This is a genomic window from uncultured Agathobaculum sp., from assembly GCF_963927765.1.
Classification (GTDB): Bacteria; Bacillota; Clostridia; order Oscillospirales; family Butyricicoccaceae; genus Agathobaculum.
Genome location: NZ_CAWVCU010000034.1, coordinates 12,653 through 39,332 on the forward strand (window position 1 = coordinate 12,653; position 26,680 = coordinate 39,332).

At 56.1% G+C, this 26,680-nt stretch carries 27 protein-coding genes; 23 read left to right on the forward strand and 4 right to left on the reverse strand.

What is annotated here, in order from left to right:
* Nucleotides 1–162: 162 nt before the first annotated feature.
* The 7 genes from ABGT74_RS02350 (at nt 163) to ABGT74_RS02380 (ending at nt 7,894) form a co-directional block, all read left to right on the forward strand.
* Complete coding sequence (locus ABGT74_RS02350; protein WP_346704304.1) at nt 163–1,047, forward strand: DMT family transporter; 885 nt, start codon at nt 163–165, stop codon at nt 1,045–1,047.
* Nucleotides 1,034–1,549, forward strand: coding sequence for a M48 family metallopeptidase (locus ABGT74_RS02355; RefSeq protein WP_346704305.1), 516 nt, complete (start codon nt 1,034–1,036; stop codon nt 1,547–1,549). Before ABGT74_RS02350 ends, ABGT74_RS02355 begins: the two co-directional genes overlap by 14 nt.
* Nucleotides 1,546–2,550, forward strand: coding sequence for a LacI family DNA-binding transcriptional regulator (locus ABGT74_RS02360; RefSeq protein WP_297283698.1), 1,005 nt, complete (start codon nt 1,546–1,548; stop codon nt 2,548–2,550). Before ABGT74_RS02355 ends, ABGT74_RS02360 begins: the two co-directional genes overlap by 4 nt.
* 207 nt (nt 2,551–2,757) lie before the next feature.
* Nucleotides 2,758–4,644, forward strand: coding sequence for a glucose PTS transporter subunit IIA (locus tag ABGT74_RS02365; RefSeq protein WP_346704306.1), 1,887 nt, complete (start codon nt 2,758–2,760; stop codon nt 4,642–4,644).
* Between the two features lie 15 nt (nt 4,645–4,659).
* Entirely contained in the window at nt 4,660–6,066 is a 1,407-nt protein-coding gene (locus ABGT74_RS02370) for a glycoside hydrolase family 32 protein (protein WP_346704307.1), read from the forward strand.
* Nucleotides 6,067–6,068: 2 nt separating this feature from the next.
* Nucleotides 6,069–6,929 (forward strand): Cof-type HAD-IIB family hydrolase, encoded by an 861-nt coding sequence (locus tag ABGT74_RS02375; RefSeq protein ID WP_346704308.1) that lies wholly within the window; start codon nt 6,069–6,071, stop codon nt 6,927–6,929.
* A 2-nt stretch (nt 6,930–6,931) separates the two neighbouring features.
* On the forward strand, nt 6,932–7,894 hold the full coding sequence (locus ABGT74_RS02380; RefSeq protein WP_346704309.1) for a carbohydrate kinase: 963 nt from the start codon (nt 6,932–6,934) through the stop codon (nt 7,892–7,894).
* Nucleotides 7,895–7,945: 51 nt separating this feature from the next.
* On the opposite strand, the gene ABGT74_RS02385 is transcribed toward ABGT74_RS02380, so the two are convergent.
* Entirely contained in the window at nt 7,946–8,809 is an 864-nt protein-coding gene (locus tag ABGT74_RS02385) for a hypothetical protein (protein ID WP_346704310.1), read from the reverse strand.
* The gene (locus tag ABGT74_RS02390) at nt 8,809–9,417 is read right to left on the reverse strand and encodes a hypothetical protein (protein WP_346704311.1); all 609 of its coding nucleotides are present in this window, start codon (nt 9,415–9,417) and stop codon (nt 8,809–8,811) included. Before ABGT74_RS02390 ends, ABGT74_RS02385 begins: the two co-directional genes overlap by 1 nt.
* A 152-nt stretch (nt 9,418–9,569) precedes the next feature.
* Here ABGT74_RS02390 and ABGT74_RS02395 point away from each other — a divergent pair, with 152 nt between their 5' ends.
* The 3 genes from ABGT74_RS02395 to ABGT74_RS02405 all read left to right on the forward strand — a co-directional run bounded on the left by ABGT74_RS02395 (nt 9,570) and on the right by ABGT74_RS02405 (nt 13,286).
* Entirely contained in the window at nt 9,570–10,637 is a 1,068-nt protein-coding gene (locus ABGT74_RS02395) for an FkbM family methyltransferase (RefSeq protein ID WP_346704312.1), read from the forward strand.
* A gap of 70 nt (nt 10,638–10,707) precedes the next feature.
* Entirely contained in the window at nt 10,708–11,130 is a 423-nt protein-coding gene (locus ABGT74_RS02400; RefSeq protein WP_297275672.1) for an HIT family protein, read from the forward strand.
* A gap of 230 nt (nt 11,131–11,360) precedes the next feature.
* Nucleotides 11,361–13,286, forward strand: coding sequence for a WG repeat-containing protein (locus ABGT74_RS02405; protein ID WP_346704313.1), 1,926 nt, complete (start codon nt 11,361–11,363; stop codon nt 13,284–13,286).
* 89 nt (nt 13,287–13,375) lie between these two features.
* Here ABGT74_RS02405 and ABGT74_RS02410 read toward each other — a convergent pair whose 3' ends face one another.
* On the reverse strand, nt 13,376–14,083 hold the full coding sequence (locus ABGT74_RS02410) for a response regulator transcription factor (protein WP_297283689.1): 708 nt from the start codon (nt 14,081–14,083) through the stop codon (nt 13,376–13,378).
* Nucleotides 14,080–15,162: a DUF4118 domain-containing protein gene (locus ABGT74_RS02415; protein WP_346704314.1), complete on the reverse strand. Its 1,083-nt coding sequence runs from the start codon at nt 15,160–15,162 to the stop codon at nt 14,080–14,082. The genes ABGT74_RS02410 and ABGT74_RS02415 overlap by 4 nt, the downstream gene beginning before the upstream one ends.
* A gap of 248 nt (nt 15,163–15,410) precedes the next feature.
* Here ABGT74_RS02415 and ABGT74_RS02420 point away from each other — a divergent pair, with 248 nt between their 5' ends.
* The 13 genes from ABGT74_RS02420 (at nt 15,411) to ABGT74_RS02480 (ending at nt 26,611) form a co-directional block, all read left to right on the forward strand.
* Nucleotides 15,411–15,986 (forward strand): hypothetical protein, encoded by a 576-nt coding sequence (locus ABGT74_RS02420; RefSeq protein ID WP_346704315.1) that lies wholly within the window; start codon nt 15,411–15,413, stop codon nt 15,984–15,986.
* 229 nt (nt 15,987–16,215) lie between these two features.
* On the forward strand, nt 16,216–16,872 hold the full coding sequence (locus ABGT74_RS02425; RefSeq protein ID WP_297283687.1) for a site-2 protease family protein: 657 nt from the start codon (nt 16,216–16,218) through the stop codon (nt 16,870–16,872).
* Nucleotides 16,873–16,884: 12 nt separating this feature from the next.
* Nucleotides 16,885–17,595, forward strand: coding sequence for a segregation/condensation protein A (locus tag ABGT74_RS02430; RefSeq protein ID WP_297283686.1), 711 nt, complete (start codon nt 16,885–16,887; stop codon nt 17,593–17,595).
* Between the two features lie 6 nt (nt 17,596–17,601).
* Complete coding sequence (gene scpB / locus ABGT74_RS02435) at nt 17,602–18,243, forward strand: SMC-Scp complex subunit ScpB (protein ID WP_346704317.1); 642 nt, start codon at nt 17,602–17,604, stop codon at nt 18,241–18,243.
* Nucleotides 18,244–18,250: 7 nt separating this feature from the next.
* Nucleotides 18,251–18,901: a DUF2953 domain-containing protein gene (locus ABGT74_RS02440; RefSeq protein ID WP_346704318.1), complete on the forward strand. Its 651-nt coding sequence runs from the start codon at nt 18,251–18,253 to the stop codon at nt 18,899–18,901.
* Entirely contained in the window at nt 18,894–19,325 is a 432-nt protein-coding gene (gene ytfJ, locus ABGT74_RS02445; RefSeq protein ID WP_297283683.1) for a GerW family sporulation protein, read from the forward strand. Before ABGT74_RS02440 ends, ytfJ begins: the two co-directional genes overlap by 8 nt.
* Nucleotides 19,326–19,398: 73 nt before the next feature.
* Nucleotides 19,399–20,484, forward strand: coding sequence for a D-alanyl-D-alanine carboxypeptidase family protein (locus ABGT74_RS02450; RefSeq protein WP_346704319.1), 1,086 nt, complete (start codon nt 19,399–19,401; stop codon nt 20,482–20,484).
* A 23-nt stretch (nt 20,485–20,507) separates the two neighbouring features.
* Nucleotides 20,508–21,233, forward strand: a complete 726-nt coding sequence (locus tag ABGT74_RS02455; protein ID WP_346704320.1) for a pseudouridine synthase — start codon at nt 20,508–20,510, stop codon at nt 21,231–21,233.
* A gap of 84 nt (nt 21,234–21,317) precedes the next feature.
* Entirely contained in the window at nt 21,318–22,187 is an 870-nt protein-coding gene (locus tag ABGT74_RS02460) for a MurR/RpiR family transcriptional regulator (protein WP_297283680.1), read from the forward strand.
* Nucleotides 22,184–23,413 (forward strand): NAD(P)/FAD-dependent oxidoreductase, encoded by a 1,230-nt coding sequence (locus ABGT74_RS02465; RefSeq protein ID WP_346704321.1) that lies wholly within the window; start codon nt 22,184–22,186, stop codon nt 23,411–23,413. The genes ABGT74_RS02460 and ABGT74_RS02465 overlap by 4 nt, the downstream gene beginning before the upstream one ends.
* Before the next feature lie 2 nt (nt 23,414–23,415).
* Nucleotides 23,416–24,096, forward strand: coding sequence for a (d)CMP kinase (cmk, locus tag ABGT74_RS02470; protein WP_297283678.1), 681 nt, complete (start codon nt 23,416–23,418; stop codon nt 24,094–24,096).
* Nucleotides 24,093–24,680: a lysophospholipid acyltransferase family protein gene (locus tag ABGT74_RS02475; protein ID WP_346704322.1), complete on the forward strand. Its 588-nt coding sequence runs from the start codon at nt 24,093–24,095 to the stop codon at nt 24,678–24,680. Before cmk ends, ABGT74_RS02475 begins: the two co-directional genes overlap by 4 nt.
* On the forward strand, nt 24,677–26,611 hold the full coding sequence (locus tag ABGT74_RS02480; protein WP_346704323.1) for a bifunctional 4-hydroxy-3-methylbut-2-enyl diphosphate reductase/30S ribosomal protein S1: 1,935 nt from the start codon (nt 24,677–24,679) through the stop codon (nt 26,609–26,611). Before ABGT74_RS02475 ends, ABGT74_RS02480 begins: the two co-directional genes overlap by 4 nt.
* The last annotated feature ends 69 nt before the right edge of the window (nt 26,612–26,680 follow it).

Here is a 26,680-nt window from a genome sequence, read left to right on the forward strand (position 1 = left end):
TTCATAAAAAAGTGGAGGAAACGGAACAATAACCGTTATCCTATTAAAAAGATAACATGTGTATGGAAAAAGGTCAAGCGGATGCGCGCACGCCTTTGCATGACGAACCAAACTGTGCTATAATTTAAAACGAATAATAAAAAATATGGGGAGGGGAAGCCGTTGCTTTCCAATAAAAGCAAGGCAATCGGGTTTATTCTGTTATCTGCATTTGGCTTTGCACTGATGAGTACATTTGTGCGTTTGGCGGGCGATTTGCCGTCCATGCAGAAGTCGTTTTTCCGCAATCTGGTTGCGATGATCGTCGCGGCGGTGGCGCTGCGGCGCAAGGGCGTCAGCTGGAAGTGGGAAAAGGGCAACCTGCCCATGCTGCTGCTGCGCGCGATCTGCGGCACACTGGGCATCTTGTGTAATTACTATGCAATTGACCGCCTGGTGCTCGCGGATGCGAATATCCTCAATAAAATGTCGCCGTTTTTTGCAATTCTGTTTTCGCTGTTTTTGCTCAAGGAACGCGCGAATGTCTGGCAGTATCTGGCGGTGCTGGCAGCGTTCGGCGGCAGCATGCTGATTATTAAGCCGGGCTTTTCTTCGGATATGTTTCCGGCGCTGATCGGCTTGCTCGGCGGCATTTTTGCGGGTGCGGCTTATACGGCGGTGCGCGCCTTATCGAAAAAAGGAGAGAACAGCGCACGCATTGTGTTTTTCTTTTCAACGTTTTCCACGCTATTCTGCCTGCCGTATCTGATTTTGGATTTTCACCCAATGACAGGGGCGCAGCTTGCCTGTCTGTTCGGTGCGGGCGCGGCGGCCACGCTCGGTCAGTTCGGCGTAACGCTGGCGTATGCGCATGCACCGGCGAAAGAAATCTCGGTGTTCGACTATACACAGGTGCTGTTTTCCGCGCTGCTCGGCTTTTTCCTGTTCGATCAGATTCCGGACGGGCTGAGTGTGCTGGGTTATCTGGTGATCTGCAGCGTATCCGTGCTGATGTTCTTCTATAACCGCACCTTGGAAAGCCGGGAGCAGGCCAGTGGACGGAGTTGAGTTGCGCCGCTCCCGTCGCCGCACGCTGGGGCTGGAGGTCACGCGCGAGGGGCGCGTAATCGTGCGTGCGCCGCTGCGCGCGTCGGCGGCCACGATTGAGCGGTTTGTCCGAGAGCATGAGGACTGGATTGCGCGTGCGCAGGCACGGCAGCGGGCACGTTTGGAGGCACATCCCGAACCGGATGCAGCGCGGCAGGCTGAGCTCATCCGCCGCGCGCGGGAGGAACTGCCGCCCAAGGTAGCGCATTACGCGCAGAAAATGGGACTAAAACCGGCAGGCATCCGCATCACGTCGGCGCGCACGCGGTTCGGTTCGTGCAGCGCACAGAACCGGCTGTGCTTTTCGTGGAGACTGATGGACTACCCGGATGCGGCGGTCGATTACGTCGTTGTGCATGAACTGGCGCATATTGTACACAAAAACCATGGCCCGCGGTTTTGGGCGCTGGTGGAACAGTATATGCCGGATTACCGCGCCCGCCGTGCGATGCTGCGGGAGTGAGGGCCGAAGGAGGAAGGAAAATGACGATTGCGGAAATCGCGCGCCGCGCGGGCGTATCCAAAGCGGCGGTATCGCGTTATTTGAACAATGGCTATGTCAGCTCGGAAAAGCGGGAAGCGATCCGTCGTGTAATCGAGGAGACTGGCTATGTTCCCTCCCAGCAGGCGCAGACGCTTCGCACGGGTAAGAGCCGCATGATCGGCGTGATCGTGCCGCGTATTGATTCGGAGTCGATCAGCCGTGTGGTGGCGGGTATTTCCCGCGTGCTGGAGGAGAATGGTTATCGGTTGCTGCTGGCCAATACGGATAACCGCATTGAAAAGGAGCTGGAATATCTGGAGGTGCTGCGCAGCGGAAACGTAGACGGCGTGATTCTGGTGGCGACCATTCTGTCTGCGGCGCATCGCAAAGCGCTCGCGGCGCTGGGCGTGCCGGTGGTATTAGCAGGACAGCAAATGGACGGGATATCCTGTGTGTTCCATGATGACCGCGGCGCAGCGCGCGCAGTAACCGAGCTGTTGCTGCAAAGCGGCCGTCGTCGGGTGGGATATATCGGCGTAACGCCGCGGGATAAGGCGGCAGGCGCCGCGCGCCGGGCCGGTTATCAGGATGCCCTGCGTGCCGCCGGGCAGGAACCTCGACCGGAGTGGATGGAGCAGAGCGATTTTTCCATTGACGGCGGTTATGCGGCGGCGGAGCGTTTGTTAGCTCGCGTGCCGGATATTCAGGGGATTTTCTGTGCAACCGATTCCATAGCAATCGGCGCAAAGAAGCGCTTGGAGGAACAAGGAAAGCGCATACCGGATGATGTTGCCCTTGCGGGCATCGGCCATTCCCGTATGAGCGAGCTGGTGCGACCGCGACTGGCGACGGCGCACTATTATTACCAGACCAGCGGAGAGGAAGCGGCGCACGATCTTCTTGAGATTATCGGTCAAGGTGTGGATCGAAAAAAACAGTTGATGCTTGGATTTGAGGTTTTTGCCGGAGAATCGGTATAATTGCAAGAAAAACGGAGAACGGCCTGCGTATACAAAACGCAGGCCGCTTTTTTGTATATATTATACAGAGCCTGTTGCACAGTGTGCAAAAACCAATCGAAAGGTTTGGGTATAATTGCGCATTTACAAAAATAGGGATACAGCGGTATAATGATTGCAGAAAGATGAAATCGGTTTCATAAATAACGACGAAAGGGTGGAACAAAGGTGGACTATGGAAAAGCGGCTTCCGAGGTGCTCAGCAGCATCGGCGGAAAAGACAATGTGATCTCGGCGGCACATTGTGCAACACGTCTGCGGCTGGTGATCGCGGACAACAAAAAGGTGAATAAGGACGCTCTGGAAAATGCAACGGGCGTGCAGGGCGTATTTGAGGCGCAGGGGCAGCTGCAAATCATTTTCGGTACCGGCACGGTCAATAAGGTGTATGACGAGTTCATTGCGCAGTCGGGCGCGGCGGCGGTCAGCAAGGACGAGGCTAAGGCGCAGGCAGCGCAGAAGGGCAACTGGTTCCAGCGCGGCATTAAGACATTGGGCGATATTTTCGTACCGATTATCCCGGCGATCGTGGCATCGGGCTTCCTCATGGGCATCATGGAGTCGCTCAAGTTCATGGTCAACAACGGCTTCATTACGTTTGACAGCACCAGCTCGCTGTTCGTATTTGCCGATCTGTTTTCCAATGTGGCTTATACCTTCTTGCCGATCCTGATTGCGTTCTCGGCGGCTAAGGTGTTTGGCGGCAACCCGTTCCTCGGTGCGGTCATCGGCATGATTATGCTGCACCCCAATCTGCAAAATGCATGGACGGTGGCAACCGAGGGCGTACATACCTATCAGGAAGTGTTCTTCGGCCTGTATAGTGTGCCACTGGTCGGCTATCAGGGTCACGTCATTCCGGTTATCATCGCGGTATGGCTGATGTGCTTGATCGAAAAGAAGCTGCATAAAGTGGTGCCGCCGATGTTCGATCTGTTTGTAACCCCGCTTGTTTCCGTGTTTGTGACCGGCTATCTGACGCTCGCTGCGATCGGTCCGGTGTTTACCACGGTCGAGAATTTCGTCATTAACGGCGTGCAGTGGCTCATCGCCATCCCGTTTGGTATCGGCTCGTTCCTGATGGGCGGTCTGTATGCCACAACGGTTGTATCCGGCATCCATCATATGTACACGATCATTGACCTCGGACAGCTCAGTGCCTACGGCCTGACCTTCTGGCTGCCGCTGGCAAGCGCGGCAAACGTCGCACAGGGCGGCGCGGCGCTCGCAGTCGCCATCAAGACCAAGAACAAGAAGCTCAAGTCCATGGCGCTTCCGGCATCGCTCTCCGCGTTTATGGGCATCACAGAGCCGGCTATCTTCGGCGTCAACCTGCGTTTTGTCCGTCCGTTTATCGCAGCGTCCATCGGCGGTGCGTGCGGCGCGCTGTATGCTTCGATCGTTGGTCTGGGCGCGACCGGCACGGGTGTCACCGGTATCTTCGGCATTCTGCTGCACCTGCATCATCCGGTGCAGTATATCCTGACCATTGGTATTGCAACCGGCGTTGCATTTGTGCTTTCGTGGATTTTCGGCATTCCGCAGGATAAAAACGAGCCCCAAACGGCGCCTGTCGAGCCGGAAAAACCGAAGGTCGTTGCGCTGCAGAGCAGTATCGCACTGGTGTCTCCGCTGACCGGTGAGGCGGTTTCGCTGGAGGAAACCAATGACCCTGCGTTCGTATCCGGTGCGCTGGGTAAGGGCGTGGCGGTAAAGCCGACGGAAAACCGCATCGTTGCCCCGTGTGACGCGACTGTATCGGCAGTCATGGGTCATGCGGTCGGTCTGGAATGCGACAACGGCGCAGAGTTGCTCATCCATGTGGGCGTGGATACGGTCAATCTGGAGGGTAAGTTCTTCACCGCTCATGTGCAGGAGGGACAGCACGTTAAGGCGGGAGACCTGCTGCTGGAATTTGACAGCGAAGGCATTCAAAAAGCCGGTTATCCGGTCATTACACCGGTTATTGTGACCAATACAGATCAATTCGCGTCGGTAGAGCCGTCGTTTGGTACGGTACAGGCCGGGAAAGATACGGTTCTGACGCTTCAGTGATAGGAGAAAATCGCCATGAGCAATGCATTACAACGGGACCTCACGCGGCTGGTACGCCGCATCGAGCGGGAGGATGGGCCGCGTGCAGCGGCCGATCCCTTCCGGCAGCGATTCCATCTGATGCCGCCGGTCGGCTGGCTGAATGATCCCAACGGCCTGTGCCGCTGCGGCGAGTGGTATCATGTGTTCTATCAGTACGGTCCGTTTGATCCCACGGGCGGTGTCAAGATGTGGGGACACTATCGTAGCCGCGATCTGTTGCACTGGGAACAGCTGCCGACTATGCTATATCCCGATCAGCCGTGGGATATCCACGGGGTGTATTCCGGCTCGGCGCTCGTCGAAGATGGCACGCTGTACCTGTACTATACGGGCAACGTCAAGCATGCGGGCGATTACGATTATATTACGGCGGGGCGCGGTCACAACACTGCGCTCGCCGTGTCGCGCGACGGGGTGACGGTGGAGAGCAACGAACTGCTGCTGGAAAACCGGGATTACCCGTCCGATCTGACCTGTCATGTGCGCGATCCCAAGGTCTGGGCGCAGGACGGCAAGTATTATATGGTGCTCGGTGCTCGTACCCGCGACGACCGCGGCGAACTGCTGGTGTACGAATCGACCGATAAGCGCAGCTGGACACACATCAATACGCTGACAACGCCGGAGAAATTCGGTTATATGTGGGAGTGCCCCGATCTGTTCTGTCTGGACGGGCAGTGGTTCCTGCAATGTTCGCCGCAGGGTGTCAAGCAGCAGGGCAACCGATTCCAAAACGTGTATACCTGTGGTTATTTCCCGTTGTACGGCGATTTTCGCGGTGAATACACGCTGGGAGAATTTCAGGAGATGGATTGCGGCTTTGATTTCTATGCGCCGCAGACCTTCCTCGATGGTGACCGCCGTGTGCTCATCGGCTGGATGGGCATGCCGGATGCGCCGTACACCAACCCGACTGTCGAACAGGGCTGGCAGCATTGCCTGACCGTGCCGTGTCTGCTGCGGCGCGACGGCGACCGGCTGCTGCGCACGCCGGCGCCCGAGATCGACGCGTTGCGCGGCGCACAGGTTGCGCCGGAGGACGCACAGGTATTCGATATGGTTTGCCGCACGGAGAACGCGGGCAGACTTGTCATCCGCGGCAGCGCTGTGATAGAATGGGAGGCAGGACAGCTGCGCCTGACGCTGGATGGCGGCGGCGAGGGCCGCACCGTGCGGGTTGCATCGGTGGATACGGTCGAGACGCTGCGCGTGCTGGCGGATACTTCCTCGCTGGAAGTGTTCATCAACGGCGGGGAGCAGGTGCTGTCCACGCGCTACTATCCCGCGCCATATCTGCACGGCGTGACGATTTTCGGCGCGGAGGCTGAGCTCTGGGAGATGGGCTCGCTGCAAATCACAGAGCAACAGGATGTGGAATAATCATGCCGAAAATACAACTACTCGCACTGGATCTGGACGGAACTCTGCTTGGAACAGACAGCCTCGTGTCGCGTGAAAACGCGCGCGCGGTTCGTCTTGCGCAGCAGGCGGGTGTACAGGTCGTGTTATGCACAGGCCGCAATCTGACCGAAACGCGCGCATTCAACGCGCAGCTGGATGCCTCCGCCGACTGGGCAGTTATCACCAACGGCGCGGCGGTGATGCGCTTTTCGGATGGGGCGCAGATGGCCTTTGATGGACTGGATCGGGAAATGTGCGCCGCGGTGCGCGCGATATGCGCAAAATTCGGGCTTGACTTGTGCATATATACAGCGGATCGGTTGTATTACGGACGGGATTTTCTGCGTTTTCTGGAGGAATTGCGCCGGCGTGGACATGTGACCCTGAATGAAGCGGACGAAGGGTATGAGTTCGTTCCGGATAAAGCAAAGTGGGACGAGGTGCTCGCGCGCGAGGATGGGCGCATTGTCAAGGCGATTTTGCACCATCTCGATCCCGCTGAGATCGATAAAATCATGCAGGCGCTGGAGGAAACCGGCCTGTTTGAACTGACGCCATCGGTGATGTATGGCGGCGAACTGAAAAATGTAGAGATCAACCGCAAGGGTGTGCACAAGGGATACGCACTGAACAGGCTTGTCACGCAGCTTGGCTTGGATATGAATGCGGTGATGGCGATTGGCGACAGTGACAATGACCTGATCATGCTGCAAACGGCAGGGCTGGGTGTTGCCATGGCGAATGCTGCGCCGCATGTTCGCGCGGCAGCCGACGCGGTGACGCTGGATAATGCTTCAGACGGCGTGGCGGCGGCGATCAAACGGTATATTTTGGAGGAATAGGCATGAAAAAAGTGGTGGCGATCGGGGAACTGCTGATCGACTTTGTGCCGCAGCAGAAGGGCTGCGCGCTGGACGAGGTGACGCATTTTGAGCGCGTTGCAGGCGGTGCGCCCGCCAATGTTGCGGCGGCGGTTGCGCGGTTAGGCGGCAATGCGGCTATGATCTCACAGGTGGGTGAGGATGCCTTCGGCACGCATATTCTCAAGGTGCTTGAAGGCAACGGTGTGGATATTTCCACGGTGTTCCGCACAGGGCGCGCCAATACTGGTCTTGCCTTTGTCTCGCTCGATGCGACCGGCAACCGCGAGTTTTCCTTTTTCCGCAATCCTTCGGCCGATTTGTTCCTCGATGAAGCGCAGATCCATCCGGATATGTTCCATGACTGCGCGGTGCTGCACTTCTGTTCGGTCGATTTGGTCGACTGGCCGGTGCGGGCGGCGCACCGGCGCGCCATCGAACTGGCGCGCGAAGCAGGCGCATTGATTTCGTTCGACCCCAATGTACGCCTGCCGCTGTGGGACGATCCGGCGGATTGTCAGGCAGCCATCCGCGCGTTCCTGCCCTTTGCCGATCTGGTCAAGCTGTCGGATGATGAGGTGGAGTTTGTCACCGGCTGCACGGATGAGCGCGAGGCGGCAAAGCAGCTGTTTGCAGGCGGCTGCAAGCTGCTGCTGGTCACACGCGGCGCGCATGGCTCGGCGGTTTACACGCCGCAGACTGAGGCATTTGCCGAAACGCTGTCCGTTCCGGTCACTGACACGACCGGCGCGGGCGATTCGTTCATCGGTTCATTCCTGTATCAGCTGACGCGGGACGGTATTGGCGTGGATGATCTGTCCACGTTGCCGCAGGCGCAGCTCGAAGCCTATTTGCGCTTTTCCGCGCAGTATGCATCGCTCACCGTGCAGCATAAGGGTGCGGTCATGGCAACGTTGGATGAGCTGAAACAGGTATATCCGGACTAAGATACATGAAAAAATGGCTCGCACCGAAGTGGTGCGAGCCATTTTGTTGTTTTAGTCGGTAAAATAGCGGGCAAGCGTCGGTGCGGCGGCAATGCGCACGGCCGCGTCCGGAAAATCACGCCGCAGACGCGCGGCGCAGCGACGGCAAAAGTCCTCGTAGAGTGCGGGTTCATCCCGCATCTGCTGCTTAAAGCCCCAGATATGTGTAAAGTAACCTTGCTGTGTGCCGGTAAACAGCGCTTCCAGATCGGATAACGCAGCAGCGCGAATGCGTTTGCGTGCGGCGCACATTGCCAGCAGGCGCTGCTCGGCAAAGACCATATAGGTCAGCACGTCGTCTGCGTCTGGAGAGCATCGCATAAAACGGATGGCGGTATCCGTATAATACCGCCGAAAATCATCGTTTGCCAGATAGCAAAGCGCGGTGTTGAACGGCTGCACTGTCCAGTCGAAGGCTGAAAAGTCAAAACCATGTGTTTGGGTAAACGACCGCACATCCGGATAGATGTCCGGCATGATGTCCTCGCGGTGGATGGCAGCGGCATCCAGCCCGTGCAGCAGCGGCGTAAGCGGTTTCCAGCAGATAAAATCGGTGTCGATCATCACACAGGGGGAGGGCATCGCGGACAGGGCGTAAAGCTTGCCTGCCGCCCAGAATGCCATGGGGTTTACGTCCTCCGGCACAGCGTCAAGCAAGGGATGCACGCCTTCGTCCCACAAAAAAGTAAGGCCGAGCGCTTCATAGTATCGCTGGGCCTTGGTATCGCAGATCATACGGATGGATCCGTTTTCGCGCCGCCACGCAAGCGCGGAAAGCGCGGTCGTCAGCAGCTCGAACGGCTCGATCGCATAGGGTTGGTCGGGCGAGCGCACGAAAAACGGGCGCGTCCAGGTGGAGTGAAACGCACGCAGCATCAAATCAGCTCCAATCCGTAGCCGCCGACCAGATAGGTGCAGGAACCGAACACATATGAGCCGGAGCCGGAAGAAAGATAGCTGGTGCGGTACGAGGTGGTGTATGAGGTCACATACGACCCGGAACCGGAACCCGAGCCGGTGCGCAGAAAGACCGTGCGGATCACGGTGACCACATGTGTGCCGTTCTCGAGGATCTCGACCGGCGGCAGCGCGCCGCCCATGATCGGTACAGGAGGTTGACCGTCCTCGGCGGGGTACCAGCCGTTTGGAAACGGATCGACCGCGAATACGCCGTTGGGTGCGGCCTGCTCGACCATAATCTCTTCTTCTGCCGTGGCTTCATCCGCAGCAGGCGGCTGCGTATGGCGGGCAAAGCTGTCCTCATCCATTGCGACGCCGTCGAGTGCACGATAGTGCTCCGGGTCCATGGCAAGGATGCCTTCCGGTGCGGGGATCGGCTCGGCGGGTGCAGGTTCTTCGACTGCGGGCTGCTCTTGTGCTGCGGGTGCACAGTGCTTGGCGTAGCTGTCCAGATCGAAAACGACCCCGTCGATCTCCCGGTAATTGCTTGGATCCAGCGCCAGAATACCGTTGGATTTTGACATGGCCACGCCCCCTTCCCATTTGCCTTCTATTCAAATTATACTGTACCGCGGGATAAAGCGCAATGAGAAAATCGCGCCGTGAAAAAGTTTTTCCGCTTTACAGAGACGTGCGTACCGATTATAATGGAAAGCACGGAAAAGGAGAGAAGAATATGGATTTTTTGGCACTGGAACGGTCGGTTTGGCAGGTGCTGCGCGAGGAAAAGCGCCCGATCGTTCTGTACGGCATGGGCGATGGCGCGGATAAAATTCTGGTGCAGTTTGATGCGTGCGGCATTCGCGCGTCCGGTGTATTCGCTAGCGACGAGTTTGTGCGCGGGCACAGCTTTCACGGCTTCCGGGTGCAAAAGCTGTCCGAAGTGCTCGAGCAGTTCGGCGAGGATATCGTGATTGTGATTGCATTTGCCAGCCAGCGGCCTGAGGTGTTGGAAAAGATGTATGCGCTTGATGCGCGGTTTGATGTGGTCGCGCCCGATGTGCCGGTCGTGCCAGGGGCAGTGTTTGACGAACAATTTGTGCAGGCGCATCGGGCAGAGATGCAGCAGGCGTTTGACCTGCTGACAGACGAGCAATCGCGGCAGGTGTTCCTCGATACGGTGCGGTTCAAGCTGTCCGGTAAGCTGCGCTATTTGCGTGCCAGTGAAACGGATAAAAACGAGGTATTCCGCAGCGTTTTGTGTCCCACAAAAGAAGAGCATTTTGCCGATCTGGGTGCGTATACGGGCGACACGATCCGTGAGTTGCTGCATTATACGGATGGTGCGTTTGCGTCTATCACTGCGCTCGAGCCGGATCGGCGCAGCTTCCGCAAGCTGACTGCCTATGCGGAGGGGCTGTCCGGCAGCGTCCGGTGTGAACAGGCAGGCGCGTGGTCAAGCGATACCGTGCTGTGCTTTTCTGATCAGGCAGGGCGGCAGTCGCGGGTAGCAAAGAAGGGTAGGGAAACCCAAATGCGCGCGCTCGACAGCGTGCTGGGAGGCGCGCCCTGCACCTATCTGAAAATGGATGTCGAGGGGGCGGAGCGCGAGGCAATTGCAGGTGCGGCGCAGACTATCCGACAGTATCGTCCGAAGCTGAACCTCGCAGCGTATCACAAAAGCGAGGATTTTTTCCAGCTGCCGCTGCTCATTCATGCGCTCTGCCCAGACTATCAGCTGTATTTGCGGCATCACCCTTATGTGCCCGCGTGGGACACCAATTTATATGCGGTTTGCCCATAAAAAACACTGGCAATTACAGGGGACAAGCGGTATAATAAACATACAGAAATCTGCAAAGGAGAGGTTTACAATGGGATGTTTCTACTGTGATGAACACCATGAGGGCCGCGAGGCAATCATGTTCAAGGTTGGCGATATGAAGGCGGGCACGCTTTATCTGTTTAAGGATCAGGCGCACAAGGGCCGCTGCGTGCTGGCGTTGGGTACGCACAAGAAGGAGCTGTGCGAGTGCGACGAGCAGGAGCGCAACGACTTTATGGCCGATCTGGCGGCGGCGTCCGGTGCGATCAAGAAGCTGTGGGGCTGCACCAAGCTTAACCTTGGTTCGTTTGGCGACACCAACCCGCATCTGCATTTCCACATTGTTCCGAAGTACGAGGGCGGCTTTGAGTTCGGCGGCAGCTTTGCCATCACCAACCCTGAACCGGTACATCTCAAGGACGAGGAATATCAGGAAATGATCGCGGCGCTCAAGCAGGAGCTGGGCATCTGATTTGTTTTACGGTACAAAAGGCGAACCTCTGTTAAGAGGTTCGCCTTTTACATATTGGTGTAATATTGACAAAAATTGAGCGTTCCGATATACTTGAATTGGAAATCCTGCCGGAAAAAGGAAAGGGGTTGGGGGATGCGCGCAATGCGTCATATCCTTGGTAAAGCAAGGCAATGCTCTTTCTAACGATCAACTTTGCGGCAGAGACTTTTGTTAAAGGAGCGGAAACTATGAATCACTGGAAAAAAAGATTGTTGGCACTATCATTATCCATTTGTATGACGACGGCACTATCACCTGCGGCGTTTGCGGCCGAGCAGGAAGAATCGGATCGGGGTACGCTGACATATACTGAGGCCATCGCGCCGCAGTATGAAAAGGCCGGTGTATTCAGTGACGAACTGGCACCGGTCAAACAGAACGGGAAATGGGGCTATATCAATACTGATAATGAAGTTGTCATTCCGTTTCAGTATGACGCTGCGGGCATATTCAACGAAGGCTATGCGGTAGTAGGCACATTGGTGTCCAGTGAGCCGGAAACAGAGTATGATTGGGAGACCGGAGAGTCGCATGAAACCGGAAGAACCCTTTATACCTTTGCTATGGGCTTTATCGACACAGACGGAAATTATAAGCCGTTCAAGGATCCGTATCATGGTGAGTATTCGGGTCTTGAGGAAATTACTACATATACAACAGATGATTTGCTGACGAATAATATCGTTTTTTATAACGGCTATATCACCTTCAATGGGTATGATGGACCGGACGGATATCTGTATGATACCAATGGTGACATTGTGGAACTGGATGATGAGGAGATAGGTTATCGGTATCCGTTTGGCTGGCAGGTGACAGAAAATACGCTTATTGTTGGTGAAGGCGCGGTTCTTGGCGGAGAACAGTGCTTTTATCAGCTGGATAGCGGTAGGGTGATCGACCTTCCTGAACTTTCGGCTAATTCTTATTATGATTTGCGCCCATTTAATCAGGGGATTGCACCGGTTGCGGTTGTTTCGTGGAACGACACATCCGAGGTGGACAGTGCAAAATGGGGCTTTATCGATAAAAACGGAACATTTGTCATTGAGCCACAGTATGCAGGCTTTACGGTATCCGACATCTATGGTGCATATCAGGTATTTGGAGATACCGGTGTTGCGATGACGCAGAATGCAGATGGCAAGTATGGCGGCATCAATAAATCGGGAGATACAGTCATTCCGTTCGAGTATGATAAGCTGTATAACTATGATTTTGGCTTGGCTCTGTTTGAGCAGAACGGAAAATGGGGCTATCTGGATGAAAATGGCGCCACTGCCATTGCGGCGCAGTATGAACAGGCGACCAGCTTTGGTTCAGGTGGCTATGCCGTGACATATGACGGCAGCAAGGCGTTTTTGATCGACAGTAAGGGCAATACCATTGTCGGTTCGGAGAAGCTGGATGCGGACACCTATTTTCAGGGAGATGAATCCGATGATTCTCGCGTGCTGTACAGCCCGGATGAATATGTGGTAATCAACGAGAACGGTAAGTACGGCTATGGTCATATCAGCTATTTGCCGCCGCTGCCGGAAAAGTCCGAGATGAGCAGCTGGGCCTATGAAGAGGTCACGGCTGCAATCGAGGAGAATCTGGTGCCGACCTATTTGCAGAACCTGTATCTCAACAACATCAACCGCAACGAGTTCTGCGATCTGACCATGCAGGCTGTCAGCGAGACCATGGATCAGGAAGTAGAGGATATTGTCCGTCAGGCAACCGGTAAGGAACTGACTGAATGGACGCAGCAGTATCCTTTCTATGATACGACAAACAGCGATATCATTGCGGCCTATGCGCTGGGGATCGTAAACGGTCGCGGCGGTGGTCAATTCGATCCCTATGCGTCGATCACACGAGAAGAAGCTGCGGCGTTCCTGATGCGTTCGGCAAAGGTGCTGGGCATGGATACCACGCAAATTTCCGATGCACAATTTGCGGACGCAGATGAAATCAGCGCATCGTTCCGCGATGCCGTCAATTTCGTATATCAGATCAACGTTATGAACGGTACCGGCGGCGGTAAATTCACACCGGATGACAACTACACGCGTGAGCAGTCCTTTGTGACGATCTATCGTCTGTTTCAGGCAGTGCTTGCAGAGTGATCTGATGTGCAGTACGCAATAACGGCTTGCTGAAAAAGAGAAAGGCGAACCCCCTTTTCGGGGTTCGCCTTTTTGTGTCAGAAGAAATGTCATTCGTTTTCCGCCAGTCGATAGCCGACGCCGACTTCGGTGAACAGATATTCAGGTTCGGCGGGATTTTTTTCGATTTTGCGGCGGATATTGGCCATGTTGACGCGCAGGATCTGATTATCTCCGCCTGCGCGCGGCCCCCATAGCTCTTTGATGATATAGTCGTAGGTCAGCACCTTGCCGGCATACTTGCCCAGCAGCGCGACGATGCGAAACTCGCTGAGCGTCAGATGGACGTTTTCGCCGCGCACCAGCACCTGATGCTTGTTGTAGTCGATGGTCAGTTCCCCGACCGTATACGTACCGCGCTGCGCGATTTCGCTGCTGGAGGAGGTGGTACGGGTATGTCGGATGGCCGTGCGCACGCGGGCGAGCAGCTCCGCCGTGCCGAACGGCTTGGTCAGGTAGTCATCCGCGCCAAGGTCGAGTGCGGCAACCTTGTCATGCTCATGGGAGCGCGCGGAAACCACAACGACCGGCAGACTTGACCATGAGCGCAGGCTGCTGAGCACCTCCATACCGTCCATATCCGGCAAGCCAAGATCGAGAATCACCAAATCGGGGCAATGGGAGGAGAGCATAGTCATGGCTTCGTTTCCGGTGCGCGCCTGAATGGTTTCGTATCCGTTAGAGGTTAGGATGGTGGAAATGAAATGCGCGATACTCTTCTCGTCCTCAACAATCAGTACTTTTTCGCGGATATTCATAATGCTTGATACTCCTTTTCAGAAAGCGGCAGTCGGAACGAAAATTCTGCGCCGCAGGGTAGATTCCGGGCTTCCATGGAGCCTCCATGCGCGCGAACGATTGCCATGCACACGGAAAGTCCAAGCCCCATGTTGCGTTTGCCGTCGCCGGACGGGGTCTCGCTGCGCTTGAGCGTGCCGTCAAACAGGCGCGGCAATTCTTTGGGTGGGATGCCGCAGCCGTTGTCCTGCACGGAAAAGCGGGCGTATGCCTCCTCCCGCTGGACGGAGAGCTGGATCTGCGTTACGGTTTGTCCATGTGTTGCGGCGTTTTCCAGCAGATTGGCAAGTACCTGTTCGATGAGGATGGCGTCCATCGGCACAAACAGCAGTTCATCGGGTACGGAGACGGAAACCTGTATTTCCGGAAAGCGTTTGCGGAATTTGCGTGCGGCTTCGCCGAGAATTTCTTCAGCGGCCTCGGGGTTTTTCGACAGCTGCGCACGGGGGTCGCCCATGCGTGTGATGGACAGAAGATTTTCCATCACGCGAATCAGCCATTGCGCTTCGTCCCGCGCATCTTCCAGCAAAGCGCGCTGTTCTTCCCTTGACAGCCCTTCGGTTTCGAGCACAGCAGAGGTCGCGCCCACAATCGAGGTCAACGGCGTGCGGATGTCATGCGAGACCGAGCGGAGCAGATTAGCACGCATTTTTTCTTTTTCGCCCTCGACCCGCAGCTGTTCCTGCTGTTTGATTTTGGTGGTCATCGTGCAAGTGACGATCGACACGCCGAACATGGTCAGAAAGGTCAGCGGATAACCGGAAAGGGTGAAATTGAACTCCCAATACGGATATGTAAAAATGTAGTTGATGCCGATCACGCTGAAAATGGCGGCCAGTGTTCCGAATAGATAGCCGTTGGTGAACCGGGAGATCAGCAAAACGGCAAGCACAAACACGGGCGAGGCGAAGCCGTCGCTGCTGTCGGCCATGCGCAGCAGGATGCAAAGCTCGATCGCGCAGGCGAAAATGCCGATAAAGATTAAAAAGTCCCGGAATGTGACCGAAAAAAGCGGGATTTTGTTTGTCGGCTGCTGCATGAACATTCTCCTTCGATATGGGAAACACAAAAAAGTCCATTACACTCCAACTATATTATAGCAGAAAAAACGTTAAAAGGCTGTTAAGAACTTGACGAAATCTAAACGGTAAGGCAGCATGCCTTATCAGAAACTTAGCGGAATGGCCGATGGCCTTAGCAGCGAGTAAACGGAGGGTTATGCTGTAATAAAAACATAAAGTATACAAGATAGTATACAAGAGAAAAGGCGTAAAAGGAGTGTTTTTGATGGAAAATATCGTGAAAAGCAACCTGCGGAAAAGTGAGACCATTCTGTGGCAGGGGGCACCTGAGCCGTTTCCACTGATTGAACAGGGCAATCGGCTCAGTGTGCTGCGGTTGTGGGCGATTACTGTGGTGTTTGCCGCCGGCATGATCGCAGCGTATTGCACGCAGAATGACGCGTGGGAAATGCGTTTTGTGGTGGGCATCGTAGTGATTGCTCTGCTGGTGATATCCGCCCCGTTTATCGAGCGTGCGCGTGTGCAAAAGCAGAGGTTCTTTTTGACCAATGAGCGGGCATTTCTGGTGATGGACTCCAAAAAGGTCTATGCGATGGAGCTTTCTGCCATTGATGAGGTGCAGGTTGTTGAAGATGTTGCCAATCATGCTTGCATCGCCATGGGCAGCTGCATTTTTGAGTACATGCGCAAGGAGATGCGTTGGAGAGCGTGCCATCCTAAAATCAATATGCAGGATTCGGAGCATCGCGGACAGGTGGACGGCATGGTGTTCTATGACGTAGCTGATATAAAGGGAGCAATGGAAATTCTTGAGCAGCGCAATTGCAAAAAAGCTGCCTGACAAAATACGACATATTTATATAGCTGAAAAGGGCTGCGGCGTGGTTCCGCAGCCCTTTTCTGATACGATACAGCAGCGCAAACAAAGAAAGAGGTGACAATTTCCTGTGGGCGTGATATAATTTCAGACATATACAGGTCGGGGTTCGTTAAAAGCCGGCCAAAACGGGTAAACTGGAGTGCCGGCTGGTTTTGCCGCTTGCCTGCGCTGCCACAGGAGGTATTTGGATTTGCTTTGGAGAGCTTTGCTGAGTGGGGATCTGCAGTCTGCGTTTATTACGTTGGCGCTGTCGCTTCCCGCGATTGTATTGTGCCTGTCCGTGCACGAGGCGGCGCATGGCGGTATGGCGTATTTGTTGGGCGACCGTACAGCACAGGCATCGGGACGGATTACGCTGTCCCCGATGGCACATATTGATCCGTTTGGATTTTTGTGCCTGCTGCTGTTTGGTTTCGGATGGGCACGCCCGGTACCGGTGAATATTTCCAATTTCAAAAACCGGCGTTGGGGCATGGCGCTGACCGCGCTGGCAGGTCCTGCTGCAAATTTCCTCACGGCGTTTATCGCCTATTGTTTATATGTGCCGGTCTGGATATACGGAACGGGCGCATTCATGCAGACGGTGGGCATGTTCTTGTCGATCGTGGCGGGCATGTCGGTCGGCTTGGGTGTATTCAACTTGATTCCGGTGCATCCGCTGGACGGTTCGCGTGTGCTGGATGCCTTTCTGCCGTTCTCTTGGTCGCTTAAGCTGCAGCGATACCAGAGCATCATTCTGCTGGTGTTCATCCTTGCGCTGTGGCGTGGCTGGCTGGACGGCATTATGAGCTGGGTCGGTATGCGCATTCTGCATTTGGCGCTGCAGCTGGTCACCCTGTTTTTGTAAGGAACAAGCAGCATGGAATTTCATTTGGAGAATTTTGACGGCCCGCTGGATCTGTTGCTGCACCTGATTGCAAAAAATAAGGTCAGCATCTATGACATTCCGATCGCGGAGATCCTGGATCAATACATGGAAGTTCTGCATGCAGCTGAAGCGATGGATCTGGATGTAGCGGGGGATTTTGTCGCCATGGCGGCGCAGCTGGTGTACATCAAGTCTAAAATGCTGCTGCCGCGCCATGAAGAGGAAGAAGAAGAGGACCCGCGCACCAGTCTGGTGGAAATGCTGCTGGAATATCAGCGTATCAAGGAAACGGCGTCCTTTTTCCGGGAAAAAGGCGAGTTGGGCCGGGATATTTTTGTCAAACCGCCGGAGCATCTGGGCGATACGCCCAAGGAATACCGTCAGTCAGTCAACGATCTGATCCGGGCAGCCAACAACATGCTGCGCCGGGCGCAGCGGCGCATTCCGCCGCCGGCCAGCGCGTTTTCCGGTATCGTCGGGCGGGAGCCTGTGCCGGTTGAGGGTCGGATCACTTCTATTCTGAAGCGTTTTTTGCATCATGTCCGGCTGCCATTCCGCCGTTTGTTTGACGATGCAAGGAGCCGCTCCGAGATTGTGGCGACCTTTCTGGCGGTGCTGGAGCTGTCCAAAAACCGACGCATCCGACTGGAAGGGGATGGCGAGGATATGGAACTGATGTTGATAGAGGATAAAGGAGAGTAACGTGCGATGACCGAACTGGAGGCGGGGCTGGAGGCCGTGTTGTTTGCCGCGGGCGATGCAGTGCCGGTGGAACGGCTCGTCGCCGCGCTGGAAACCTCGCGCGAAGCGCTGCTGGATGCGGCCGCCGCGCTGGAAAATTTGTATGATTTCGAGAACCGCGGCATTATGCTGCTGCGTCTGGAGGACAAGCTGCAGCTATGCTCGCGTCCGCTTTATGCGGAAGCGGCGCGCCGCGTGACCGAGTCGCGTAAGCCGCCGTCGCTGTCCGCTGCGGCGCTGGAAGTTCTGACCATTGTGGCATATCGTCAGCCGGTCACCCGTGCGTTTATCGACCAGCTGCGCGGCGTGGATTCCGGTGGTACGGTGGCAGGCCTTTTGGAAAAAGGGCTGATCGAAGAGGCGGGCCGTCTGGACGTGCCCGGCCGACCGATGCTGTTCCGCACGACTGAGGCGTTTTTGCGCACCTTTGGTCTGAGCGGTCTGGAGGAGCTGCCCGCGCTTCCCGCACTGGAGGAAAACGAGCAGATGGAGATTGATGTGGATCAGGTGCCCGATCAGCCGCCGGCGAAAATCATCACACTGACACCGCCGCAGCCGTCTGTCGGGGAGGATTCCTTGCCGCTGGACGCACCGCAGGAAACGGAGTGAAGCTCGCATGTCGGTACTACTCGTGATACTGGCGGTACTCGTGGGGCTTGTGCTGTTTGCGCTGCTGCTGATTTTGCTACTGCTGTGTGTGCGAACCGGCATAGACGTGGTCGGTGTCAACGGGGATATCAGCGCCGAGGTGTGCTATGGACCGGTACGCATCCCGGTCTGGCCGCGGCCCCGACGAAAAAAAGAGCAGCCGCCATCTGAGCCGAAGGAGGGCGGGCACAAGCCGCCCAAAAAACAAAAAAAGAAAAAGTACCGCTATTCGTTCAATCGTGACGAACTGGACATCGGGGAACTGGCCGATCTGACGCACCGCCTGCACAGTGAGTTGACCGATGCGGTGCAGGTCAGCCGTTTGCGGGTGCGTGTGGTCATCGGGACGGACGATGCCGCCAAAACCGGCATTTTGCTCGGGCAGTCCGCGGCGATAACTGGCATGATTGTCCCGTTTCTGGAGAATACTTTTTCTATGCGGGATTATCATGTGGATGTGGACGCCGATTTTGAGGCTGACCACACCGAATGGGCGTTTACCGTGTTCTGCTGGCTGCGTCCGCTGCGGGTGCTGTGGTGCCTGCTGCGGCACAGCGGGGAACTGTACCGGATGTATAAACGAATGATAAAGAAAGAAGAGGCGATAACACATGAGTGAGCATCCCATCAGCAATCTGATGACGGAAACCATGGCTAAGATCAAGGAAATGGTGGACGTGAACACGATCATCGGCACGCCGATCACCACGCCGGACGGCACGACCGTTATCCCGGTATCCAAGGTGACCTTTGGCTTTGCCTCCGGTGGCAGCGATTTTGCGCCCAAGCATATGCCGTCGGGCGCGCCGCTGGCCTTTGGCGGCGGCGGCGGCGCGGGCGTGACCGTTTCGCCCGTGTGCTTCCTGATCATCGGACGCGACGGCAGCGCGAACATTCTGGGTGTCAATGCGCAGGCATCCACGACGGTCGACCGTCTGGTGGAAATGATACCGGGGGCGATTAACAAGGTTTCCAGCTTTGTGGAGGGCTATAAAGGAAAAATGCAGCCCGATCAGCAGCCTGCCCCGGAAACCGAAGAATAAGACGGCGTTTCTCCGCAAAACCTACTCACAGATATGCTGAGTAGGTTTTGTCATGCAGGGGAGAGATGCGAACGTGAAGAAAATACTGTGCGGACTGTTATGCTTTGTGCTTTGTCTGCCCGCCGCGGGTGCAATCAGCGCGAAGGCGGCCATCGTAATCGACGCAGACACAGGTGAAGTGCTGCTGGAGCAGAATGCGGATGCACGCCTGCCGATGGCGTCCACGACCAAGATCATGACGGCGCTGGTGACGCTCGGAGAGGGCGACCTTGACCGGGAATATACGGTCCGCAAGGAATATACGCAGGTGGAAGGTTCGTCGATGTACTTGCAGGAGGGCGAAACGCTCACCCTGCGCGATACACTGTATGGCTTGATGCTGGAGTCGGGTAACGATGCGGCGGTGGCCATTGCAGGCGAATGCGGAGGACTGGAAGCCTTTGTGCAAAAAATGAACGACAAGGCGGCAGCCCTCGGATTGACGAATACCCATTTTGACAACCCGAACGGCCTGCCGAGTGAAACACATTACACCACCGCGCACGAACTTGCCGTCATCACGGCCGAGGCGCTGCGCGACCCGGTGTTCCGGCAGATCGTGTCGACTGAGAATTATACGGTGGGACAGCGTACGTTTACCAACCATAATCGACTACTAAGCATGTATGACGGTGCAATCGGCGTCAAAACCGGGTATACCAAGGCGGCGGGACGTTGTCTGGTCTCTGCCGCGGAGAAAAACGGCCGCACGGTGATTGTGGTGACGCTCAACGACCCGGATGACTGGAACGATCATATGGCGCTGCTCGATCAGGGCTTTGCGCAGTATGAAGAGGTGACGCTGCACGAAGCAGGCGAGCAAATCATGCAGCAGCAAGTGTTTGGCGGCAACACGGATACTGTGCCGCTGATCGCGCGCAATACCGTGACCGCAATGCTGCTGCCCGGCGAACAGGAGCGCATCCAGACTGTGCGGTACGGCGATCGGATCTGCTATGCGCCGGTGGTGCAGAGTGCGTTCGCCGGACGGATTGAATACCGGCTGGATGGAATGGTGCTGGCGGATGATGCGCTGGTATACGGCGGGGCGGTACTGCTGCCGCCCGAGGAAAAGAGCTTGACCGAACGGCTCTGGGATCGGTTGTTCGGCGAGGATTGACAGAATAGGACGGAGGACAACAAGTGGAAGAAAGACTGCAAAAGCTGCTCGCGCAGGCGGGCCTATGCTCGCGCCGTGAGGCGGAGCGTTGGATTTTGGAAGGCCGCGTGCTAGTCAACGGCCATGCGGCTTCGCTGGGCGACCGCGCGGATCTGCGGCGCGACAAAATTCAGGTGGATGGCAAGCCGATCGGCATGGCTGAGGAAAAACGCTATCTGATGCTGTATAAACCGCGCGGCTATGTGACGACGTTGAGCGATGAGCGCGGCCGCAAGACCGTGGCCGATCTGGTGCGGGATTGCCGCGCGCGTGTGGTGCCGGTCGGTCGGCTGGATTATAACTCGGAAGGCTTGCTTTTGCTGACCAACGACGGTGAACTGGTGCATGCGTTGACCCATCCGCGGCATGAGGTGGAAAAGCATTATGAGGTGCGTGTGCGCGGGCGGCTGGACAATATCCCGCGCCTGTCCGAGCCAATGACCATCGACGGATATGCAATCCGTCCGGCGGAGGTTGTCATTTTGGAGAGAGACGAGCAGAGTGCCAAGCTGCGCCTGACGATTCATGAGGGCCGCAACCGTCAGATTCGTAAAATGTGTGAGCAATGCGGGCTGGAGGTGCGCCGCCTCAAGCGGGTGGCAGTCGGGGCGCTGCCGCTGGACCCGCATCTGAAATCGGGTGCGTGGCGCGATTTGACCGCGGATGAGCTGGCATACTTGCAGGAAATTGCTGCAAATTTGCAGGGTTGATGCAAAACTTCTTGCATTTTGCAGAACAACCGCTTAAAATAGAAACGGCAAAATGCAGGTTTTGCATGCAAAGGGAGAGAAACCATGAACGACCTGATCAATAAAATCCAGAGCGAGCTGTCCAGCTTTTCCAAGGGGCAAAAGCAGATCGCGCGCTTTATCCTCGAGCATTACGACAAAGCGGCCTTTATGACGGCCAGCCGTCTGGGAACAACCGTTGGCGTAAGCGAATCGACCGTGGTGCGGTTTGCGACCGAACTGGGCTATGACGGCTATCCGCACTTACAGCGCGCCTTGCAGGAGATGATCCGCAACAAGCTGACTTCGGTGCAGCGCATGGAGGTGTCGAGCGACCGCATGGGCGGGCGCGATGTATTGCAGACCGTACTGCACGCGGATATGGATATGATCCGGCAAACGCTGGACGAGATCGACCGCGACGCGTTTCAGGGCGCGGTAGATGCACTGATTGGGGCGAAACGGATTTATCTGCTCGGTGTGCGCTCCTCCAGCGCATTATCGAGCTTTGTCGGATTTTATTTTAACCTTTTGTTTGAAAATGTAACGCTGGTACATACCAATAGCGTCAGTGAGATATTTGAACAGGTGCTGCGCGTCGGGCCGGGTGATGTGGTGCTCGGCGTCAGCTTCCCGCGCTACTCCAAGCGCACGCTCAGCGCCATGCAGTACGCACGGGACCGCGGCGCGCGCGTGATCGCGCTGACCGATTCGCGGCTGTCCCCACTGGCGCGTGTGGCCGACCATCTACTGCTGGCGCGCAGCGATATGGCAAGCTTTGTCGATTCGCTGGTGGCGCCGCTTTCGGTCATCAATGCGCTCATCGTTGCCGTCGGCATGAGCCGACGCGACGAAATCGAGCAGACCTTCAACAAGCTCGAGCGCATCTGGGAGGAATACGACGTATACGAGAAGCCGGAGGACGAGACAAATTGAACATTCTGGTAGTCGGCGGCGGTGCGGCGGGCCTGATGGCAGCGGGCACCGCTGCGGAAAATGGGGCACGCGTGACGCTGTTCGAGATGAACGAAAAGGTCGGCCGCAAGCTGTTCATCACGGGCAAGGGCCGCTGCAATGTGTGCAATAACTGCGATGCACAGACCGTTTTGCAGAACGTGCCGGTCAATCCGCGCTTTTTGTATTCCGCGCTGGATTGCTTTTCGCCCGCGGATGTGATGGCGTTTTTTGAAGCGCATGGTGTGCCGCTTAAAACCGAGCGCGGCAACCGCGTTTTTCCGGTTTCGGACAAGTCTGCGGATATTATTGACGCACTTTTTACCTGGGTCAAACGTTTGGGTGTTACAATCATACAGAAAACAGTAGAGCAATTGGAAATAAGGGATGGTTTTATCGTTGGCGTGCGCGCGCACGGCAAGCTTTATGAGGGGGATCGGGTCATTGTTGCGACTGGCGGAGCCTCTTATCCGCAAACCGGATCGACCGGCGACGGATACCTCTTTGCCAAACAGGTCGGGCACACGGTTGTGCCGCCCAACCCGTCGCTGGTGCCGCTGGTCGAGGCAGGGGATATCTGCCGCGAACTAATGGGACTCAGTCTGCGCAATGTACAGGTGACTGTGTTCGAAAATAACAAAAAGATTTTTTCCGAGTTCGGTGAGATGCTGTTCACGCATTTTGGCCTGTCCGGCCCGCTGATTTTGTCTGCGTCTGCCCATATGCGGCACTTCGGCAGCAAGGAATATCGGGTAGAAATCGACCTCAAGCCCGCGTTAGACGAAAAAACGCTGGACAAGCGGTTACTGAGTGACTTTGATAAGCATAAAAACAGTGATTTTATCAATGCGCTGGGTGATTTGCTGCCGCGTAAGCTGATTCCGGTGGTGGTGCGGCTGTCTGAGATTGATCCGCATGCCAAGGTGAACAGCATCACCAAGGCGCAGCGCGCTTCGCTTCTGCACACGCTCAAGCATTTTTCCGTGGCAGTGTCGGGCAAGCGCCCGATCGCGGAGGCAATCGTGACCACGGGCGGCGTCAACGTGCGCGAGGTCAGTCCTAAGACTATGGAATCGAAAAAATGCGCCGGCCTGTATTTTGCGGGCGAGGTGCTGGATATAGACGCCTATACGGGCGGCTTTAATTTGCAGATCGCGTGGTCGACCGGCCGGTTAGCAGGGCTTTCCGCCGCGCAGAAGGAGGAATAAACATGGGTTATATTTCGGTCGCAATCGACGGCCCGTCAGGCGCGGGAAAGTCGACGGTTGCGCGCGCAGCAGCCGCGAAGCTGGGCTATGTGTATGTGGACACGGGCGCGATGTACCGTGCAATCGGCCTTGCGGTGTGCCGCAAAGGGATTTCCGGAGAAGATACAGCGGGCATTGTTTCGGTTTTACCTGAAATCACGCTGGCGCTCGAGTATCAGGACGGTGCGCAGCATATTCTGCTGTGCGGTGAAGATGTATCGGACGCCATTCGCACGCCTGAGATCGCAAAATATGCCTCTAAGGTATCGGCGGTGCCGGAAGTGCGGCAATTTTTGCTGGATACCCAGCGGAATATGGCTCGAAATGGCAATATCCTGATGGATGGGCGAGACATTGGCACGGTCATCCTGCCGGATGCGCCGGTCAAGATTTTCCTGACGGCTTCGGCAGAGTCGCGCGCACAGCGGCGCTTTCTGGAGCTGCGCGAAAAGGGACAGCAGGTGACGCTGGACGAGGTGCTGCGCGATATTCGGCAGCGCGATCATCTGGATATGACGCGCGCGGTCGCGCCGCTGAGGCAGGCGGAGGATGCCGTGCTGCTGGATACGAGCGATATCACGTTGGAACAGAGCATTGAAGCTGTCCTGCGCATCATTCGGGAGAAAACGGAGGGAGACCGATGAAATTCAAATTCCACCGCTGGTTTCAATGGTTTGCCGTGCCGTTTGTGGCGCTGGGCTTTCATATTTACTTCGGATACAAGGTGATTGGCCGGGAAAACATCCCGGAGGGCGGATGCGTGGTCTGCCCCAACCATGTGCAGCTATCCGATCCGCCGTTTGCGGCGGTCGCGCTGGGCCATCAAACGCCGCTGCGCTTGATGGCAAAGAAAGAATTGTTTGAGGGCAATAAGCTGTTTGCGTGGGTGATTGCGGCGCTGGGCGCGTTCCCGATCGACCGTGCGGGTGCGGATATCACCGCGATCAAGACTGCGCTTGGCGCAGTGCGAGAGGGACGCAAGCTGATTATCTTCCCGCAGGGCACGCGCGGCGCAAGCGAGGGCGAAACCAAAAAAGGTGCGGCGATGCTCGCGGTCAAGACCCGTGCGCCGATCCTGCCGATGTACATCACGGAAAACAAGGGTTTTCGCTGCAAGGCAACCGTTGTCATCGGTGAGCCGTTTCGTCCGGATGCAAACGAAAAGGATTATGGCGTGATCGCGGATGATATTTTGCACCGCATTTACGCATTGAAGGAAAAAGTATGAGTGTTACAGTTGCAAAAACCGCAGGCTTCTGCTTCGGTGTGCGCCGTGCGGTCGATCTGGCTGAGCAGCAGGCGGGGAAAAACGGTGTGATTTACGCTTACGGCGAAATCATTCACAATATGCATGAGATTCGACGGCTGGAGGAGCGCGGCGTGCGCACCGCCCATACGCTGGAAGAGATCCCGGATGGGGCGAAGGTGCTCATCCGTGCCCATGGTGTGCCGCGCACGGTTTATGATACTCTTGCGGCGAAAAACTGCGAGGTTTTTGATGCGACCTGCCCGTTTGTCCAGAAAATCCACCGCATTGCTGACCGGGAAAGCCGGGATGGCCGCCTGATCGTCATTCTGGGCAGCGCGGGTCATCCTGAGGTTGTGGGTATCCAAGGCTGGTGCGGCGAGTCGGTCGTGCTGGAGGGCGAAGAGCAAGTGCGGGCGTTCACCGAGCGATCGGAGATGGTTGACAGGCCGCTTGCTGTGGTCGCTCAAACCACTGTCAATCGGGCAATTTGGAATATTTCCGTCGGTCTGATAAAAAAAAGGTGTACAAACCTCAAAATTTTTGATACAATATGTAAAGCGACGGATGAGCGTCAGTCGGAGGCTCGTCTGCTTGCCGGTGCGTCGGATCAAATGATTGTGATCGGCGACAAGAAAAGTTCCAACACAAAACGGCTGTATGAAATCAGCCGGTCGCTGTGCAAAAATGTGCTTTATATCGAGGACGCCGCGGAGCTTACGACGCAGGAGCTCTGCCGGGATGGGCGCGTCGGGATCACAGCAGGGGCATCGACACCGGCATGGATAATTAAGGAGGTCAGTAACATGATGAGCGAAGAAACGAAAATCGAAAATGGCGAGGACTTTGCCGCAATGCTCGAAGAGTCCTTCAAGACTTTAAATACAGGAGAGAAAGTCACCGGTACCGTTGTCGCAGTGTCCACGACCGACGTACAGGTCGACCTTGGCGTGAAGCACACTGCGTATATTCCGGTAAGCGAGCTGTCGGATGATCCGAACTACGACGTAGCTGCCAACATCCATCCGGGCGATGAGATCGAGGCGGTTGTTGTCCGTGTCAATGACGGCGAGGGTACGGTTACCCTGTCCAAGAAGCGCGTTGACCAGCTCAAGGGCTGGGAGACCATCGAGAAGGCGCATGAGGAGCATGCGGTTGTTGAAGGCACCATCGTGGAAGAGAACCGCGGCGGCGTTGTTGCAACTGCATTTGGCGTGCGCGTATTCATCCCGGCTAGCCAGACCGGCGTGCCGAAGGATCAGCCGATGAGCCAGCTGGTTAAGACCAAGCAGTCCTTCTATATCACCGAGATCAACCGTCAGCGCAAGCGCGTGGTTGGCTCCATCCGCCAGATCCAGCAGGAGGCTCGCAAGGCTGCTGCTGAGCAGATCTGGAGCACCATCGAAGTTGGCAACGAGTACGAGGGCACGGTAAAGAGCCTGACCTCTTACGGCGCGTTTGTTGACATCGGCGGTGTGGACGGTATGGTTCACATTTCCGAGCTGTCCTGGGGCCGCATCAAGCACCCGTCCGAGGTTGTCAATGTTGGCGATAAGGTCAAGGTGTTTGTCATCGGTCTGGACAAGGAAAACAAGAAGATCTCCCTCGGCTACAAGCGCGAGGAGGACAATCCGTGGAACGTATTCAAGTCCAAGTACGGCGTGGGCGACGTAGCGGAGGTCAAGATCCTCAAGTTCATGCCCTTCGGCGCATTTGCTGAGATCGTTCCTGGCGTGGACGGCCTGATCCATATTTCCCAGATTGCGGATCACCGCATCGCGAAGCCCGAGGATGTCCTCGAGGTTGGCCAGCAGGTCGAGGCCAAGATCATCGACATCAACGATGAGAAGAAGAAGGTTTCCCTGTCTATCCGTGCGCTGCTCGTTGCGGACGACGAGTACGACGAGGAGTAATTCCGAAGCTGCAAAGAAGCACCCCGAACGGGTGCTTCTTTTTTGCATTTGCGGCGCGTATACTGTCCC